This is a genomic window from Streptodolium elevatio, assembly GCF_053592165.1.
The window spans coordinates 461337-478412 of record NZ_JBSFVE010000003.1 but is presented as its reverse complement, the minus strand read 5'-3'; the positions used below and the strand labels follow the sequence as shown (position 1 = coordinate 478412).

16 protein-coding genes, 1 tRNA gene and 1 rRNA gene are annotated in these 17076 nt (G+C 71.5%); 9 read left to right on the top strand and 9 right to left on the bottom strand.

Annotated features, from left to right (window positions below; translation table 11 throughout):
- Positions 1-93 (top strand): 5S ribosomal RNA (rrf, locus tag ACWD12_RS09730); the annotation flags it as partial.
- An 86-nt stretch (positions 94-179) separates the two neighbouring features.
- Complete coding sequence (locus tag ACWD12_RS09725) at positions 180-374, top strand: hypothetical protein (protein ID WP_358356121.1); 195 nt, start codon at positions 180-182, stop codon at positions 372-374.
- An 85-nt stretch (positions 375-459) separates the two neighbouring features.
- Here ACWD12_RS09725 and ACWD12_RS09720 read toward each other — a convergent pair whose 3' ends face one another.
- The gene (locus ACWD12_RS09720) at positions 460-2445 is read right to left on the bottom strand and encodes a protein phosphatase 2C domain-containing protein (RefSeq protein WP_450099055.1); all 1986 of its coding nucleotides are present in this window, start codon (positions 2443-2445) and stop codon (positions 460-462) included.
- Between the two features lie 453 nt (positions 2446-2898).
- Here ACWD12_RS09720 and ACWD12_RS09715 point away from each other — a divergent pair, with 453 nt between their 5' ends.
- Entirely contained in the window at positions 2899-4065 is a 1167-nt protein-coding gene (locus tag ACWD12_RS09715; RefSeq protein ID WP_450099054.1) for a tyrosine-protein phosphatase, read from the top strand.
- Positions 4066-4313: 248 nt separating this feature from the next.
- Positions 4314-5543 carry a tyrosine-protein phosphatase gene (locus tag ACWD12_RS09710; RefSeq protein ID WP_450099053.1) on the top strand — a complete coding sequence of 410 codons (1230 nt, stop codon included), beginning with the start codon at positions 4314-4316 and terminating at the stop codon, positions 5541-5543.
- Positions 5544-5842: 299 nt separating this feature from the next.
- Here the strand turns inward: ACWD12_RS09710 and ACWD12_RS09705 are convergent, their stop codons facing one another.
- Positions 5843-6751, bottom strand: coding sequence for an RNA polymerase sigma factor SigF (locus ACWD12_RS09705; protein WP_450099052.1), 909 nt, complete (start codon positions 6749-6751; stop codon positions 5843-5845).
- 411 nt (positions 6752-7162) lie between these two features.
- Between ACWD12_RS09705 and ACWD12_RS09700 the strand changes: the two genes are divergently transcribed.
- Positions 7163-9874: a SpoIIE family protein phosphatase gene (locus tag ACWD12_RS09700; protein WP_450099051.1), complete on the top strand. Its 2712-nt coding sequence runs from the start codon at positions 7163-7165 to the stop codon at positions 9872-9874.
- A gap of 78 nt (positions 9875-9952) precedes the next feature.
- On the opposite strand, the gene ACWD12_RS09695 is transcribed toward ACWD12_RS09700, so the two are convergent.
- The 5 genes from ACWD12_RS09695 to upp form a co-directional block, all read right to left on the bottom strand.
- Complete coding sequence (locus ACWD12_RS09695) at positions 9953-10885, bottom strand: SigB/SigF/SigG family RNA polymerase sigma factor (RefSeq protein WP_435839085.1); 933 nt, start codon at positions 10883-10885, stop codon at positions 9953-9955.
- Between the two features lie 253 nt (positions 10886-11138).
- Complete coding sequence (locus tag ACWD12_RS09690) at positions 11139-11432, bottom strand: Dabb family protein (RefSeq protein ID WP_358356109.1); 294 nt, start codon at positions 11430-11432, stop codon at positions 11139-11141.
- A gap of 7 nt (positions 11433-11439) precedes the next feature.
- Positions 11440-11946, bottom strand: a complete 507-nt coding sequence (locus tag ACWD12_RS09685) for a PH domain-containing protein (RefSeq protein ID WP_358356108.1) — start codon at positions 11944-11946, stop codon at positions 11440-11442.
- 64 nt (positions 11947-12010) lie between these two features.
- Entirely contained in the window at positions 12011-12178 is a 168-nt protein-coding gene (locus ACWD12_RS09680) for a hypothetical protein (RefSeq protein WP_358356106.1), read from the bottom strand.
- Positions 12179-12602: 424 nt separating this feature from the next.
- On the bottom strand, positions 12603-13244 hold the full coding sequence (upp, locus tag ACWD12_RS09675) for a uracil phosphoribosyltransferase (RefSeq protein ID WP_450099050.1): 642 nt from the start codon (positions 13242-13244) through the stop codon (positions 12603-12605).
- A gap of 354 nt (positions 13245-13598) precedes the next feature.
- On the opposite strand from upp, the gene ACWD12_RS09670 reads away from it, so the two are divergent.
- From ACWD12_RS09670 to ACWD12_RS09655, 4 genes are all read left to right on the top strand, one after another.
- Positions 13599-14291 carry a hypothetical protein gene (locus ACWD12_RS09670; protein ID WP_450099049.1) on the top strand — a complete coding sequence of 231 codons (693 nt, stop codon included), beginning with the start codon at positions 13599-13601 and terminating at the stop codon, positions 14289-14291.
- Positions 14292-14537: 246 nt separating this feature from the next.
- Positions 14538-14987 carry a tRNA adenosine deaminase-associated protein gene (locus tag ACWD12_RS09665; protein ID WP_450099048.1) on the top strand — a complete coding sequence of 150 codons (450 nt, stop codon included), beginning with the start codon at positions 14538-14540 and terminating at the stop codon, positions 14985-14987.
- Between the two features lie 65 nt (positions 14988-15052).
- On the top strand, positions 15053-15508 hold the full coding sequence (gene tadA / locus ACWD12_RS09660; RefSeq protein ID WP_358356098.1) for a tRNA adenosine(34) deaminase TadA: 456 nt from the start codon (positions 15053-15055) through the stop codon (positions 15506-15508).
- Between the two features lie 10 nt (positions 15509-15518).
- A tRNA-Ser gene (locus ACWD12_RS09655) sits at positions 15519-15605 on the top strand.
- 156 nt (positions 15606-15761) lie between these two features.
- Here the strand turns inward: ACWD12_RS09655 and ACWD12_RS09650 are convergent.
- Positions 15762-16142: a DUF2784 domain-containing protein gene (locus tag ACWD12_RS09650; RefSeq protein WP_450099047.1), complete on the bottom strand. Its 381-nt coding sequence runs from the start codon at positions 16140-16142 to the stop codon at positions 15762-15764.
- Between the two features lie 59 nt (positions 16143-16201).
- Positions 16202-16861: a LytR C-terminal domain-containing protein gene (locus ACWD12_RS09645; RefSeq protein WP_358356094.1), complete on the bottom strand. Its 660-nt coding sequence runs from the start codon at positions 16859-16861 to the stop codon at positions 16202-16204.
- Positions 16862-17076 lie beyond the last annotated feature (215 nt).

Below are 17076 nucleotides of genomic sequence, written 5' to 3'. Positions count from 1 at the left end.
ACGCCCGGTCCCATTCCGAACCCGGAAGCTAAGCTCTTCAGCGCCGATGGTACTGCACTCGAAGGGGTGTGGGAGAGTAGGACGCCGCCGGAATTAGCGTGATAGACGAGTAGGCCCCCTCCTGTGGAGGGGGCCTACTTGCGTTCTGGGGCATCGCGCGGCGCGGTAAGGTCGTGCGCATGGCTGAGAACAATGAGATGGATCCTGCCGCAAGCACCCAGATGTTCCGTGCGTTCGTCGCGGAGCAGGGGAACCCGAACCCGGCTCCGCCGGCGGAGCACCACCGAAGTGGTGGAATCTCCCCGGTAGTTGTGGGCGTGATCGTCGTCGCCGTCATCGCGGTTGTCGTGGCGGCTGTGCTTGCGTTCGCCTGAGGAAAGACCGATGGCGACACACAGAGGGCGGGCCCGGTGACGGTGCCCGCCCTCTGTGTGTCTTTTCAGTGCTTCTTCGGGGCTCCTACGGTTCGGGCCACAGCGCGACGACCGCGCCGTCGTCCGCGTGGCTGCCCTCCACCACATCACGCAGGAAGTCGAGCAACTCCGGTGGGCGCCGCCAGTCTTCCGCGAGCCTTGCGGCGAGGACGCCCCCCTCCGCGCCGAGTGACTCCGCGAATCCGCCGGTCATGAGGACCAGCGAGTCACTGGGACGCCAGGTGGTGCGGCAGACGCGTACGTGCTCGGTGCCCTGCTCGGGGAGCGCGGGCGGGGGAACGTCCGTCGGGGTCTCGCGCATTCCCAGCGGTGCGCGCCAACCGCCCTCCGCCAGGCGGAGGATCGTGCTGTCGCCGAGGACCGCCATGTCGACGCGGTCGTCCTGCAGCGGTTCGGCGGACGTGACGAGCACCGCGAGCCGGGTGGCCGGGGCCGGTTGCCCCAGGGTCCGGGCCTTGGTGCCGATCTCGGCCAGCCGGGTGCGCAGTTCGGCCTGCACGCCCGCGAGGGTCGTGGTCCAGTCCCAGTCCTCGTGGCGGGCCGACATCACCATCCGCGCAACTGCCCGGTAGGTGCTGCGGATCGCGACCTGGGCGGCCAGCTCGGGGGCGTATCCGCCCTCGACGCCGTCGCAGATGATGGAGATCGTCCACCGCAGGCTCGGGTCCGGACCGGACGCGAAGCAGTTCTGCCGGGGTACGCCCTGCTGGGAGTGCAGGTCACCGCGCGCCGCGGCGGCCCGTACGGTCAGCTGGCCGATCCTGCCGCCGTCGACGACCATGCCGCCGCCGTCCGAGAGGACGGGGGTGGGCAGCAGCCGCAACATGCGCCGCGGTTCCGGCGATTCCCGTTCGGCCGTCGGCAACTCCTGCTGTGCGGCCGAGGGTTGTTCGGCGGGAGACTGCTTGGCCGTGGAGACATCGGGCAGCGGGGGGAGCGGAGCGGGTGGCTTCGAGGCGGCGTGCCCTGACGCCGTTGCCGTTGCCGCCGCTGCCGGGGGTGCCTGTGCGGGTAGGGCGGCGATCGTCCCGGTGGGACCGGGGTCGTCGAACTGGCTGTCCGGATCGGCGTCTTTCGATTCGCTGACCGTGTTGTTCCCGATGGCGGTGCCCGTGCCGGCGCCAATGCCCGCGCTCGTGGTCCTGCCCGAATCGGTGTCCTCCGACGATGCCCCGGTCGGATCGTCCGGGTGCAAGGGGTCGACCGGGTCCATCGGATCCAGCCAGTCGGAGAGCGCCGCGCCGCCGCGGGTTTCGCCCGCGCGGTGGGACGGGCTCTCGGACAGGGGTACCGAGGGTGCGTCGGCGGCCGCCGCGGGCGGGCGTACCGCGTAGGGGTCGGGCGGCAGGGTCCCGGCGGGCAGGGCGTCGGACATCGGCGTACCGGGCGGTGGGCCCGAGCCGAGCATGATGTCCTCCCAGGGGCTGGTGGCCCTGGTACGCCGAGGCCGCGCGGCGGGCGGCAGCCCCGCCCCGGCGGTTCCGACCGGATCGCCGCCTGCGCCGGACGTGTCGAAGTCGTCTCCGGCGCGCGCGGATCGGGCGTCCGGCAGCCGCGTCTCGGGCATCCGGTCGTCTTCCTCCGCGTCGTACGGGTCCCGGTCGCGGCGGTCGTCGGCCCGGGTGTACCCGGAGTCCTCGTCATCGAGCAGCAGCGGGGGCGGCGACTTCGGCTGCGGCGGGATGGCGGGACGCGTCCCGTAGAGGTCGTCGCCCTCGCCGTCTTCCCCGTCGGCGCCGGGGTTCCGGGGCTCCCCGTACGTCTCGTCCGAACCGACGCCGAGGCCGAGCCAGTTCGCGATGCGGCGGACCGGCCCCGGGCGTTCCTCGCCCGCTTCGTCGGCGTCCTGCCCGACGTCGTCGTAGTCGTCCTGGTAGGGATCGCCGTACGGGTCGCCGCCGCGCCGCGGCTCGTCGTCGTACAGCTCGTCGTCGTCGTGCTCCCGCGCCGCCGTTCTCCGGGCCGGCTGTCGGTCGCCGGTGCTGGGGCGCCTGTCGAGACCGTCCGGCACGGTTCCCTCCTCTTCCTCCCGGGCAAGTTCGTTGTTCCTGCCCGGATCTGCTGCCCGCATCCGCCGACCTGGTCCATCTCGACCGGGCCTGCCGACCGGTTGTCACGTCACGGTCCTAGCCTGCCCGGATCGTGCGGTGCGGCGCACGGATTCGCGCGCCGAGAGCCCTTGACCGAGGTTACGTCGGGGTCTCGCCCGGGCGGCGCCGCCGACACGATCTTGTGACGTGCGCGGCGGATTGGCCGAGGGTTGCCGCAGTTCACTTTCCGGCCACCAAAAATCCCGTTCATACTCTCGATCCTTTCGCCCCTTTCGCTTACAGTCTGCGCACCTGATCCTGGTGGGCCGGTGACCGGGCACTGACACGTGTCATCGGCCTTCTCGTGCTGCCCTCACGCGCCGTACGGCATCGCCGCGCGCCCGCGTGCGGGCACCCGACCATTTTGGAGTGGAATGAAGCTCCGTCGTACAAGAGCCGCCACCTGCGCAATGGTGGCGACGCTCGCCCTCGGCACCGCCGCCGGGACCCTTGCGGTCTCCGGGACGGCCGTTGCGGCCCCCTCCCAGCAGTCCGCCCACAGTGGCCGGACCGTTCTGTCCGACGCGGCGGCGGAGGCCGCGTCGGACGGTTCGGTCAAGCTGTCGTGGACGGCGAGCCGCGCCGGCGAGGTGCGGGTGTACGCGTCGACCAACCCGTCCTTCCCGGCCTTGACAGGCCGTCAGGTCGCCGTCACGAAGGCGACTTCCGTGACGGTCACCGGCCTGGACCCGGCCAAGCGCTGGTACTTCCAGCTCGTGCCGGACCGCAACCCGCTCGGCGCCGTCACGGTGGCGCCGCGCGGTATCGGCCTCTCGGCCGCGGGCAACGCCCGTGACCTGGGCGGCTACCAGGCGGCGTACGGCCTCACCGTCAAGTACGGCCAGGTCTACCGCTCCGACGCGCTCGTCAAGCTGACCGATGCGGACATCGCCCGCCTCAAGACGCTCGGCGTCGACACGGTCGCCGATCTGCGCACCGAGTTCGAGCTGAACCTCAACGGCCAGGACAAGGTCCCAGCCGGCACCGAGGTCCTGCGCGTGCCGGTCTCGGACGGCGGCATGTACCAGAAGCTGAACGAGGTCATCGACAGCAAGGACCCGGTCAAGCAGGCCGAGGCCCTCGGCAACGGCAAGGCCGAGCAGCTGCTGATCGACGCGAACCGGTCGTTCGTCCGCGACGCGTCGCAGCGTGCGCAGTTCGCCCAGGTGATCAAGCGCATCGCGAACGGCGAGACGACGCTGTTCAACTGCTCGGCGGGCAAGGACCGTACGGGCTGGATGTCGGCCGTCATCCTGACCGCGCTCGGTGTCGACCGCGCCACGGTCACGCAGGACTACCTGCTGAGCAACACGTACCTCAAGGCCGCCAACGACCGCACCAAGGCGGGCCTGAAGTACGCGGGACTCATGCAGAACCCGGACCTGCTCGACCCGCTGCTCGGGGTGCAGAAGCAGTACCTGGACGCCGCGTTCGACGAGGTGCAGAAGCAGTACGGCTCGTTCGACCGGTTCCTGCGCGTCGGCCTGGGCCTGGACGGTGTGACGCTGGCGAAGCTGCGCCTGCAGATGCTCACCATCTGACGCGCACCACCTGATCCGCAGGACCTGACACGCACAACCTGACGGGCACGGCCTGACACACGGAGCGGCGGCACACGGGCGAAACCGTGTGCCGCCGCTCACGTCGTGCACCTACACACCCAACCGTATGGAGTCCGACCGGGCCCGGTCACTAAGGTGGTTGCCGCGCGCATCGGTCGAACCCCCGTACGTTCTCGCGGGCGATCCCGGGCGCGCTTCCTGCTGAATCGATCCAGGAGCACCACCGAATGCGCGTTCGCCGCACCCGATTTGCCACCGTCGCCCTCGTTTCGTCCCTCACGCTCGGCCTGACCGCCGCGTCCTCGTCGGCGTCCTCGTGGGAGTCCCCCTCGGCACCGGCACCGGCGCCGGCCGCCGCGTCCGCTCCCGCCTCGGATGCCGCGGGCGGCGGGTACGCCGACTCGTCCTCGTCCGCCTCGGCGCTCGCCTCGATACTCGACGCGACCGCGGCCGCGAATGCCGACGGTTCGTTCACCGTTGCGTGGACGGGCTTCCTGGCCCGTGGCGAGGTGTACGTGTACGCCTCGACCGACCCGCGCGACCCGGCCCGTTCGGGGAAGCGCGTCGCGACGTCGCGGTCCGGGAGCACGGTGGTCGACGGACTCGACGCGGCAAAGCGCTGGTATTTCAAGGTGGTTCCGGCCGGCACGTCGTACGGCGTGGTCACCGCGCCGCGCGGGGTCGGGGCACAGGGTGCGCTCAACACCCGTGACCTGGGCGGCTATCGCACCGAGAGCGGCCTCGCCGTGCGCTACGGACAGGTGTTCCGCTCGGACGGCCTCGGCAAGCTGACCGAGGCGGGCGTGGGCAAGTTGGGTTCGCTCGGCCTGGACACGGCGTACGACTTCCGCGTGAACGGCGAGATCGGCAGCAACGGTCCGAACAAACTGCCCGCGGGTGTGGAGTCGGTCAACCTGCCGCTGTCCGACAACGGTGTGCTCGCGACCGTCATCGGCGCGGTTTCCAGCGGCGACCCGGTCAAGCAGCAGGAGATGCTGGGCGACGGCAAGGCCGCGAAGTTCATGGAGGACGTGAACCGTTCGTTCGTGAGCGACCCGGCCAAGCGCGCCCAGTTCGCCGCGGTGCTGAAGGCGGTCGCCCGGGGTGAGACGGTGCTGTTCAACTGCTCGTCCGGCAAGGACCGTACGGGCTGGATGTCGGCGGTCGTCCTGACCGCGCTCGGGGTGGACCGGGAGACGGTGTACCGGGACTTCCTCGCCAGCAACGACTACCTGAAGCCGAGCATCGACGCGACGATCCGGCAGATGGTGGCCTCGGGTGCGCTGCAGAACCCGGACCTGATCCGGCCGATGCTGGGTGTCCAGTCGTCGTTCCTCGACGCCGCGTTCGACGAGGTGCGGAAGGTGTACGGGTCGTTCGACCGGTACCTGCGCGACGGGCTTGGCATCGACGTGTGGACGTTGGCCCAGCTGAAGCTGCGGATGCTGGCGGTCTGACGGACGGCCCGGTCGCCGTCAGAACGTATGTGTCGCCCCGTCCGGGCGGTCCCCCTCCGCGGGCTGTCGGGGGTGGGGGCCAGGCGGGGCGACATGTCGCTTCCTGGACTTGTTCACGTGGCCTGTCCCACCGGTGAGCGAACCCTCCCCCGAAGGGTGGCCATCACCAATCCGTTGGTTCCCCCCTGTAATTCCTATGAGTTTCCTGCCATGAAACAGCGGGATTCCGTCCTGTCCCCGGCTTCCCCCGACCCCCCAGGGCGTGTGCCGCGCCGGCTCGCGGCCACCCGAGCCTGCGTTCAGCAGTCCCCCAGCTCGGCGCGCAGGCGCGTGAGCGTGCGGGACAGGAGCCTGGACACGTGCATCTGGGAGATGCCGAGCTCGATGGCGATCTGGGACTGCGACATGCTCTGGAAGAACCGCATCATGAGGATCTTGCGCTCGCGGGCCGGCAGCCTGGACAGCAGCGGCCGCAGGGCCTCGCGGTACTCGACGCCTTCCAGCGCCTGGTCCTGGTAGCCCAGGCGGTCCGCGAGCGTGCGCTCCTCGGAGCCGTCGGGGGCGTCGAGCGAGGACGGGGCGTACGCGTTGGTGGCCTCCAGGCAGGCGACCACCTCTTCGTGGGTCACCTGGAGGTACGCGGCCATCTCGGCCACCGTCGGGGCGCGGTCGTTCGCCTGCGACAACGTCTCGATCGCCTCGGACAGCGACAGCCACAGCTCCTGCACGCGGCGCGGCACGCGCAGCGACCAACCGCTGTCGCGGAAGTACCGCTTGATCTCACCGATGATGGTGGGCATCGCGTACGACGGGAACTGCACGCCGCGGTGCGGGTCGAAGCGGTCGATGGCCTTGATCAGGCCGATGGTGCCGACCTGTACGACGTCCTCGTGCGGCTCGTTGCGGTGCCGGAACCGGTTCGCCGCGTAGCGCACGAGCGGGAGGTTCTGGCGGATGAGCCGGTCGCGGATGTGGGCGTGTTCCGGGGTCCCGCGCTCCAGTTCGGCGAGCCGTACGAACAGCACGGCCGACATCCTGCGGACGTCGGAACTGTCGCGTGGCCCGTCGGGATCGGGCTCGAGTGTGTCGAGTGGCCCCGGGTCGTCGGCCGTCGGCAGTGCGGCCGACCGCCGCCCGATCGGGACCTCGGGGAGAGTGCGAGGCGCTAGTTCGTCGTGAACGTGCTGGGTGTCGAGCAGAGCGGACATCCGTACCTCATCGCGGGATCGTCTAGAACCGGCAGTGCTTTCCGGACTGGCCGGATCGATACCGGTCGGTGTCCATCAGATCAATACCAGAAGGCACGTCCTTATCAAACCGCTTCGGGTAAACCAGACATTTACCATCAAAATTCTTCATATCACACAGCCTCGGGTAGGGTACAGATCAAATCAAGGCGAATGTCGATCAAGATACGTAGTTGTTTATGCTCACGAGTGGCACGAATCGGCAGTTATTGCTATAGGTGTGTTGTCCAACGGATCAGGTATCCGCCGCGTAACCTTGCGCGACATATGCCACCGGGGAGAGTGGCCGCGCGATGCACGATCCGTACTCGGGGTGGGGGCTCGCGGCGGATGCGCGTCCTGGGCATCGCGTCACCACCGAGGAGGCAGCGCATGGGGGACGAACGGGGGAACGGATTCCCGGCAACCCCCCGAACCGGAGTCGCCGCGATGAGCGCCGCCGCCCGGGCCGGGGCACCGCGCCCGAACGGCGGCCATGTACCCGCCTGGTCGTGGCCCGGCCTCCAGGAACCGCTCGAACCCCTGCTGCTCGACCTAGTCGAGACCTGCGGCCGAGAGTCGCAGGTCGGCGTCGTGATGCTGCACCTGTGGCACGAGGACATCGCCGAACTACGCGGCGTGGCCGGACTCGTCATGGACTTCGTCGGCCCGCCCACGACCGCGCACCTGTGGTGCCGCATCCTCCTCGACGAGCACCTGCCGGTCACCGAAGCGCTGCGCACCCGCCGGGTCGTCACGGTGGAGGACCAGGTCGCCGGCGCCGCCCGCTACCCGCGCCGGGAGGTGCAGACCTGGGGCGGCCGTACCGGATCGTGCGTCGCGGTGCCGCTGGCCGGGCCGATAGGCGCCCCCGCGCGCGAGGAGCCGATACGCGGCGTCCTGACCGTCGCGTTCCGCGATCCGATGCGGTTCGACCCGCGGCTGATCGCGCGCGTGCGGGCGTTTGCCGAGCTGATCGGCGAGGAGGTCGCGGGCATCGGTGAACTCCCGCTGGCCGAACCGTTTCGCCGGGGGCGCGCCAACGGAGCGGCCGGTGCGGCCAACTCCGGTGCCGCGGCCGGTCGTACGTCGGCGCCCGACCGGGTGGCCGCCGGCCCCGCGCTCGCCCCGCCTGTACGGCGTTCCCGCCGGTCACGCTCCGGGCCCGACCTCCAGTCCACCCTGGAAGCCCTGGACGCGGCCGGCACCGGGACGTTCGACTGGGACCTGGTCAGCGGCGAGATCGTGCTCGGCACCCGGCTCGGCGGCCTGCTCGGCTCGCGCGGCGCGTACGTCGGACCGATCGAGGCGGTGCTTTGCGCGCTGCACCCGGAGGACTACCCGGGGTTGCGGATGAGCCTCGCCGAGGCGTTCGCGAGCGACGGGCGGCTCAGCTCCGGGCACCGCATGCTCGACCCCGACGGCGGCCCGCACCGCTGGGTCGAGGTGCGCGGCAGCGTGGTCAACGAGTCGGGCGGCCGGTCGCGCCGCCTGCGCGGCGTCGTCACCGACGTGACCGAGGCGTCCGACCTGCGGCTGAGCCTCGCGCGACAGGCCGAGGAAGTCGAGGCGCTGGTCATCGTGGTCGACGAGGAGTGGCGCGTCGTCTACTGCAACAGCCCCAGCGAGCAGCTCTTCCGTCGGCCCCGCGCCGAGATCCTGGGCAGGCCGTTGCACGCGCTGCTGCCCGAGGCGCGCAGCCACGGGTGGGGGCGCCACCTGTTCGCCGCGCTCCAGGAGCGCCGCCCGCAGTCGTTCATCCTGCATGTGCCGGGCGAGGACCGGTGGTTCCGGGTCCGGGCGTACCCGAGGCCCGACCAGATGCTGCTGTTCTGCGTCGACGTCACCGACGAGCGGCGCGAAGAGGCGCAGCGGCGCGAGGCCGCCCAGCTGGCCGCCGCGCAACAGGCGCGAATCCAACTGCTCACCGCGGCACTTGCCGAGTCCCTGACCGTACGTGACGTGGTGCGTGCGGCGCGTCGGCTGCCCGCCGTGTGCGGCGCGGACGGCCTGGTGGTCGGCATGGTGCAGGACGGCCGCCTGCGGGTCGTCGGCCACGCCGGGTATCCGCCGCGCGCCGCGACCGGCTACACGGCCTGGGAGCTCGACGAGGACGCGCCCTTCGTCGAGGCGGTACGCCGCCGCAGCGCCTTCGCGATCACCTCGCGCACCGAATACCTGCGCCGCTACCCGCACTTGGTGGACCTTGCGGGGGCGGCCGGCAAGCAGGCGTGGGTCTTCCTCCCGCTGGTCGCCTCGGGCGAGGTCGTCGGCACGGCGGTCCTCTCCTACAACCGCGAGCGGCAGTTCGACGCCGACGACTACCGCCTGTTCGGGCAGTTGCGCGCACTGCTGGCCCGCGCGCTGCACCGCGCGCGGCGCTACGACGACGAGCACGCGATGTCGTCGGGCCTCCAGCGCGGCCTGTTGCCGGGACGCCCGGCGCGCGTCGCGGGTCTGACGGTCGCGACGCGCTACATTCCCGCGACGGTCGGCATGCAGGTCGGCGGCGACTGGCACGACGTGATCTCGCTGCCGGGCGGACGCGTGGGCCTGGTGATCGGCGACGTGCAGGGGCACGGCGTGGACGCGGCGGCGATCATGGGCATCCTGCGTACCGCGGTCCTGGCGTACGCGGTCGAGGGTCACGAGCCAGCCGAGGTGGTGCGCCGTACCAACGCGCTCACCGCGGGGCTCGGCACCGACCTCTTCGCGACGTGCGCGTACGTGGAGTTCGACCCGCGCACCGGGCGCGCGGTCGTGGTGCGCGCCGGCCACCAGCATCCGGCCGTGCTCGGGCGCGCGGGGACGCTGCTGGTGGACGTGCCGGGCGGGCTGCCGCTCGGCATCGACACCGACGCGCGCTACCCGGCCACCGAACTGGTGCTGGAGCCCGGCGACATCCTGGTGCTCTGCACGGACGGGCTCGTCGAGTCGCGCGGGCTCAGCCTCGACGACGGTGTGGCGTGGATGTTGGAGACCTTGGAGCACGGCCGGGGCATGACCCCGGACGGGCTCGCGGGACACCTCATCGCCCGGCGTACCGGCGAACTGGGCGACGACATCGCGCTGTTGCTCGCCCGGTACGACGGCGTGGACGGCTGACCGGCCGCCCCCTCCCGGCCGGATCCCGGCCGCCGACCCTGACGCGTGTACGCCGACCCGCCACCCCCGACTCGCCTGCTACGCGGACAAGTCCGCGCGCAGCCGGGCCAACGCGCGGGCCAGCAAACGCGATACGTGCATCTGGGAGATGCCGAGGCGCTCGCCGATCTGCGACTGCGTCATGTTGCCGAAGAACCGCAGCATGATGATCTGCCGGTCGCGCGGTGGCATCCGGGCCAGCAGCGGGCGCAGCGCCTCGCGGTACTCGACGCCGTCCAGCGCCTCGTCCTCCTGGCCGAGCCGCGCGATCAGCGCGTTGTCGCGGTCGTCGTCGAGGTCGTGCGCGTCGAGGGAGGCGGGCGAGTAGGCGTTGGCGGCCTCCATGCCCTCCAGGATCTCCTCGACGGACATGCCCAGGTGCGTGGCGAGTTCGACGACGGTGGGCGCGCGGTCGTGCTTGTGCGAGAACTCCTCGGTGGCCTCGGCGAGTGCGAGGCGCAGTTCCTGGAGACGGCGGGGGACGCGGACGCTCCACGACGTGTCGCGGAAGAACCGCTTGATCTCGCCGATGATCGTCGGGACCGCGTACGTCGGGAACTCCACGCCGCGGTGCGGGTCGAAGCGGTCGATCGCCTTGATCAGGCCGATGGTGCCGACCTGGAGGACGTCCTCGTACTGGTCGGTCCGGCTGCGGAAGCGGTTGGCCGCGAACCGCACCAGCGGCAGGTTGAGTTCGACGAGGGTGCTGCGCACGTAGGCGTGCTCGGGGGATCCCTCCTCGACCTCCGACAGACGCAGCAGCAGGGTGCGCGACAGCACCCTGGTGTCGAGCGGGGCCTCGGAGGCGGCCGGGGCGGTGCGTGGCGCCGTCCCGGGGGTGTCCGGGGCGACGGACCCGTCCCGCACGGCCGGCACGGTGGCCGAGCCGGAGCGGGGGAGAGGCACGGAAACGGGTTGGGGTGCGGAGTCAGCCTCGGCGGCATCCACCGCGGACGCATCGCGTAGCAGCACTGGAGAGCCCACCTCCTCATCGGAGCCGAACCTGGTCGGCCGTCCGTCAGGTCCGGGCGGCCGTCGTTCGCTACCCACATACCGGTGTGCGCGGCGGCCAAACCCCTTGCGACATCCTGGATTTGTCAGGTGAAGCGCGTCAACTCGGACGTAGGCCACCGGGCAACCAGTGATGAAGCGGGCAAATGCTGTGTCGAACGAGCCGGAAATCGCGGCAAGTTACCCGTGGGTCGGGGTCGTTCGGACCGCGCCGTCAGCTCTCCAGGTCGGCGACGACCCACGTCGCGAACTCGCGCCACCGCCCGGCGGCGGCCTGGTGGTCCGGGTGCGCGATGTAGCGCTGGAGGGCGTCGCGGTCCTCGACGTCGCACACGATGGCGTAGTCGTACGCGATGTCCCGCACGGTGATGTTCCACCCGCACTGCCACGACTTGAGCTCGGGGATCACGCCGTCCAGCGCCGCGAACGCCTCGTGCCCCGCGACCACGCGCGGCTCGTCGCGCGAGACACCCTCGTCCAGCTTGAAGAGCACCAGGTGACGGATCATGTCTCGCCTACTCCTTGGAATCGAACATCAGGTCGCACATCCGGACATAGATCGTGTCCGGCCACGGAACATACTGCACGTCCTTGAGGGAGTCCTCGGTGACGTTCGATTCCAGGATGAGCGTGCCGTGGCCGAGGATCCGGCCGGACAGCGAGCGCTGGAACTTGAGCTCCGTCACCTTGCCCAGCGGCACCATCAGCACGCGGCGAGTCAGCACGCCGTGGGTGACCATCACCCGCCGGTCGGTGACGAAGAAGTAGTCGTGCCGCCAGACCATGACGTGCCAGCCGGCCCACAGGACCGCCGCGACGACCGCGGGCCACACCGCGAGGTGCACGACCGCGTTCTCCTCCGGGAAGTACCAGGCCATCGCGAGCGCGAGCGCGGCGGCGCCCAGCGCGGCCGCGCCGGGGCGGATGAGGATCGACCAGTGGCGGCGTACCGCCACGACGCACTTCTCGGCGGGCAGGAGGTACCGCTGCACGGTCTTGGGGGATATCGACGGGTCCAGCATCGGCGGCGGGGTTCTCGCGGTCTCGGGCGGCGGGGTTTCCGGGGCGGCTGCGGGTCGGTCCGGCTCAGTTCGCCAGGTTGCCGATCTGGTTGCCGACCCACTTGGAAGCCGAGGAAATCGCCGAGAACCACTGCGCGATCAGGTCGCTGGCCTTGTCCGGTGTGGCGATGATCGTATAGACGACGAAGCTTATGAGCAGTACGCCGAAGATCTTCTTGGCCTGCACCTGCATCGTCCTGCCTCCCCTGAGGAGCGCCGCCCGACGCTCACCCTCATTGATACCGGTCCCTGCGGACTGCGGCGAGCCTCCACGCCGTTCGTGCCGGGGAAGCGAAACGGGGCGGTACGAGTATGCACCGCAATGACCCGTAAGTCCGTCCGCCGGGCGCGGCGGTAGCCGTAAAGAGATCCCCAAAGAGACCGGGAACGACAAGAAGAGGGAGCGGCCGCGGGGGGAATCGGTCGCCCCCTCTTCTCTGCAGGGGACCCGGCCGGAGCAACGGTGGGTCGAACCGTCGCAGGCATCGGCCCGGAGTCCCGGGGTGCCGACGGGGCTCCTGCCCAGCCCCGGGCACACCATCAAGCATGCGCCGTACCGGACGGTTGTGCATCCGGCGGACGTCCCGCTTTCGCGGGGTCTTTGGTCCTTCGCCGGGTCAGCCGGCGGTGCCGTACAACCGGTCGCCCGCGTCGCCGAGGCCGGGCACGATGTAGCCGTGCTCGTTCAGCCGCTCGTCGACGGCGGCGGTCACCACGGTGACCGGCACGTCGGAGTCCGCGAACGCCTTGCGCATCACCTCGACGCCCTCCGGGGCGGCGAGCAGGCACAGCGCCGTGACGTCGCGGGCGCCGCGCTCGATCAGCAGGCGGGTCGCGGCGACCAGGGTGCCGCCGGTGGCCAGCATCGGGTCCAGCACGTACGCCTGCCGCCCGGTGAGGTCGTCCGGCATGCGCGTCGCGTACGTCGACGGCTGCAGCGTGCCCTCGTCGCGGATCATGCCCAGGAAACCGACCTCGGCGGTGGGCAGCAGCCGCACCATGCCGTCGAGCATGCCGAGCCCGGCGCGCAGGATCGGCACCACGAGCGGGCGCGGGTACGAGAGCCTCACGCCGGTGGTCGCGGACACCGGGGTCCGCAGGTCCACCCGGTCCACCCGGACGTCGCGGGTCGCCTCGTACGCCAGCAGCGTGACGAGCTCGTCGGCCAGCCGCCGGAAGGTCGGCGAGTCGGTGCGCTCATCGCGCAGGGTCGTGAGCTTGTGCGCGACGAGGGGATGGTCGACGACGTGAATCCGCATGGTGAGACAGTATCCGCTCGCCCGCACGGATCTGGACTGCGGTGGCGTAAAACCCGCTGAACGGGCAGGTTAAAGGGAGTCGGGACGAAACACGACAGGGACGCGAGGGGACCCATGGCCCAGCCAAGGCGTAGCACGGCACGGACCCGTACGGCCGCAAACCCTGCCACCACCCCGCCTTCGACCGCTCCCGAAAGCCCGTCAGGCGAGGCTCCGGCACCGGCCTCGGGTACCGCCTCCGGGCGCCGGCCCGCCGCGCGCGGCGGTGAATCCGAGACATCGGGCAAGGCTGCTTCCCAGGCCGACCCCCCGGCCAGGTCCACCCGCTCGCGGCGCGGCGGCTCCGCCAAGCGCGTGAACAAGGCCACCGGCAAAGCGGCGAAGTCCGCGAACCCGACGACCGCCGCGGCCGCCGACCCGGCCACCGGCGCGACCGGCAACAGGACCGCAGACAGAACCGTCGACAAAACCGCCGACAGGACTGCCAAGTCCGCTCGCGCGTCCGCCTCTGCCGCCAACGGCGTCCGGCCCGCCACCACCGCGCGCGTGACCCACAGCGTGTCCGATCGGCCCGCGTCCGCCGTCGAGACCAGGGACGCCGCCGGCCCGGCCGCGCCGTCGCCCGCGTCCGCCGGACCGCGCCCGCGCCGCCGCGCGTCCGCCTCGCGCAAGACCTCCGTCCGGCGCCCTGCCTCCACCACCGCCGCGGTCGAGGACGGCAGGGCCCCGGTTCGCACCCCTGCGGACCGCACCCCTGCGGACCCGCTCGGCACCGACCCCGCCGACCTGTCCGCGACTGCTGCCCCCGCCGACTTCGCCGACCCCGTCGAGGGCGCGCCCCCGGGGGCGGGCCTGCCGTCGGTCGAGTCGGCCGTACGCGCACCGGAAGGCCGCCCGGAGGAGACGGACGCCGAACGGCGCCGCCGACGGGCCCTGTTCCTACGGGAGTTGGCCGAGGCGCACGAGCTCCGCGAGCGGATCCAGCCGCGGCGCACCAGGACCGCCCGGCTGCGCCAGATGATGCGTATGCGCACGTTCCGGTACTGATCCCGCCCTCCCGCCCGCCCGAGCCTCGCGACGCACGCGTGACCCGGGCCGCCAATCCGCGCGCAGGCGCCCCCGTTTCTGCCACGATGCGTGAGGGAAGCACATCCGTGGTTCCGGGCCCGCGGGGATCCCGGCACGCGAGCCGGGGGACGGCGGAACCCGACAACACGGCAGGGCGCGCGGACCGGGAAGCCGGCCGCGCCGAGTCTGACGACCTGGGAGAGTCCGGTGGCGTACTTCGCCGCAGTGCTTGTGCGCACTGAGCACCAATGGGAGGCGCAAGAGGTCGACCTCGACGATGTCGAGGACCTCGACGCGATCGCCGATCTCGCACGCGCCTCGTCGGTCGACGAGGAACCGGTGTTGCTGCTCGTCGAGCAGGAGGACACCTGGTTCGCCGTCGTTCGCGTGGACGGCGAGGAGGATCCGCGCATCTACGTCTCCGACGCCGCCGCGGTCGCCCGCAGCGCCTACGGGGACACCCTGCTGACCGCCGAAGTGCTGGGCCACGACCCGGACGACGACGAAGAGGCCGCTCCGCCCGGGCCGGCCGGCGACGAGACGGTCCTCGCGGACCTCGGCGTCGACCCCGACGAGCTGACCGACCTCGGCGGCGGCGGCCGCCTGCCCGCCGACGCCCTCATCGTGATCGCCGAACGCCTCGGCTGCGCCGACGAGCTGGAGACCGTGCGTTGACGGTTCCGCCGGCCACCCCGGACCGGGACCGCAGAGGCCCGGTCCGGACCCGGTACGAACCGTGGATGCGCCTCGCCCTCGACGAGGCGCGCCGGGCCCCGGCCACCGGCGACGTCCCCATCGGGTGCGTCGTCCTCGACCGCGACGGCAAGGTCGTGGGCCGGGGCCGCAACGAGCGCGAGGCGTACGGCGACCCCACCGCGCACGCCGAAGTGGTCGCCCTCCGCGAAGCCGCCCGCACGGTCGGCGAATGGCGCCTGTCCGGCTGCACCCTCGTGGTGACCCTCGAACCCTGCACCATGTGCGCGGGCGCAATCGTGCTCGCCCGCGTCGACCGCGTCGTCTTCGGTGCCTGGGACGAAAAGGCCGGCGCCGCCGGCTCCCTCTGGGACGTCCTGCGCGACCGCCGCCTCAACCACCGGCCCGAAGTGGTCTCCGGCGTCCTGGAACAGGAGTGCGGCACCGTCCTCAGCACCTTCTTCCGGCAAACCGGTTTCGGGGCACGGGGTGACGTCGGGTAGGCTCTCCCTCGGTAGCGTGTCCGAGCGGCCTAAGGAGCACGCCTCGAAAGCGTGTGAGGGGGCAACTCCTCCGTGGGTTCAAATCCCACCGCTACCGCTCTCAGCAGCAAAACCGTCAGCCCCGACCGTACCCCGGTCGGGGCTGACGCCGTTTTGATGATCTTCCGTCTCACTTTCCGTCTCATTCGGCCCGGTCGATTGTCTGTCGGCCGGGTCTTCTCTTTTGCTTGGACTGCCGGGGCTGCTGCGTGGGTCAGGCGCGGCTTTGGGGGTGGGGGCGGGTGGTCAGGCGGCGGTGGAGGGGGACGGACCAGGAGGCGAGGACGCAGGCGACGGCGAGGAGTTGCAGGAGCAGGGTGTACCGCTCGGGGTAGACGACGCCCTCGATGTAGTGGTCGATGAACCCGGAGGGCGGGAGGCGGTTGCCGCCGGCCCGGTCGCGGGACCAGTTCTCGGCGGCGGTCAGCGGGCACTCGATGCCTGCGGTCAGGATGAGGACGCCCCACACTCCGGCGGCCAGGTGCGGCCAGAGCGCGCGGGGCCACCGCCAGGCGAGGAAGCCGCCGGCCACGACGTACACGAGGAAGGCGAAGTGCACGGCCATGGCCGCGTCGGCGAGGATGCGGTAGCCCATACCTCAGTCATGCCCCGCGGGGCGGGGCATGACGAGCGAGGGACGGCGGCCGGTTCGGGTCAGCAGTTCGCGGGGGCCGGGCCGACCGGTGCGGGGGCGGCCGGGGCGAGCGCCGCCGCGGCGGCGTCGGGGGTGGCCAGGGCCTGGAAGGTCTCGCCGAGGACGAGGTCGACGGAGGCGTCGGTACGCGCGTCCTCGACCGGCTGCATGCCCGCCGCGTGCGCGCCCACGACCGACGACGGGGACTTGCCGGGCACGCCCGCGCGGATCTGGCCCGGTCCGGGCATCACCGGCGACTTGGGCTGGCGCAGCGGGTCGTTGGCGACCGTGCCGATCACGAAGCCGCGCGCCTTGAGTTCGTCGGCGACGGTCTTGGCCAGACCGGTGCGGTCGGTCGCGTTGTAGACGTTGACCTTGATGGTGTTCGCGGCCGGCAGGTCGGCAGGGGCGCCGACCGGGGCACCGGTCTGGGCGACCGGCTGCGTGTTGGGCGGTGTCGGCGAGCCGGAGGGCTTCGGCGTGCACTGCTTGCCGGCGGAGTTGTTCTTGTCGTCCGCGGTGTAGTGGTAGACCGCCCAGGCACCCGTGCTCAGGACCGCGAGCGCGACGAGGCAGGCCACGATGACGGGCCACTTGCGCCGGCGGCGGGTCATCCGCGGGTACAGCTTGCCGGTGATCTTGTACTGCCCCCGCATTCCGCGGGGAGTGAGCATGCTCATCGACGCGCCCCCATCCTCCTCGCACCCCCGGCCACACGTGCGTGGTCAGGGCGGTCTGTTGCGTACCGGAACCGGCGTCGGTTCCAGCCCGCCGTGCTGCCGAGACTAACGCCGACCTGCGCGGATCCGCGCGGGGACGCGTCGTGTGCGACCGGGTTCTGCTGGGCCGTCAGGGTGAGCCCTGACGGGTGGTCCTGGGGTGGCTGCGCCGCGCG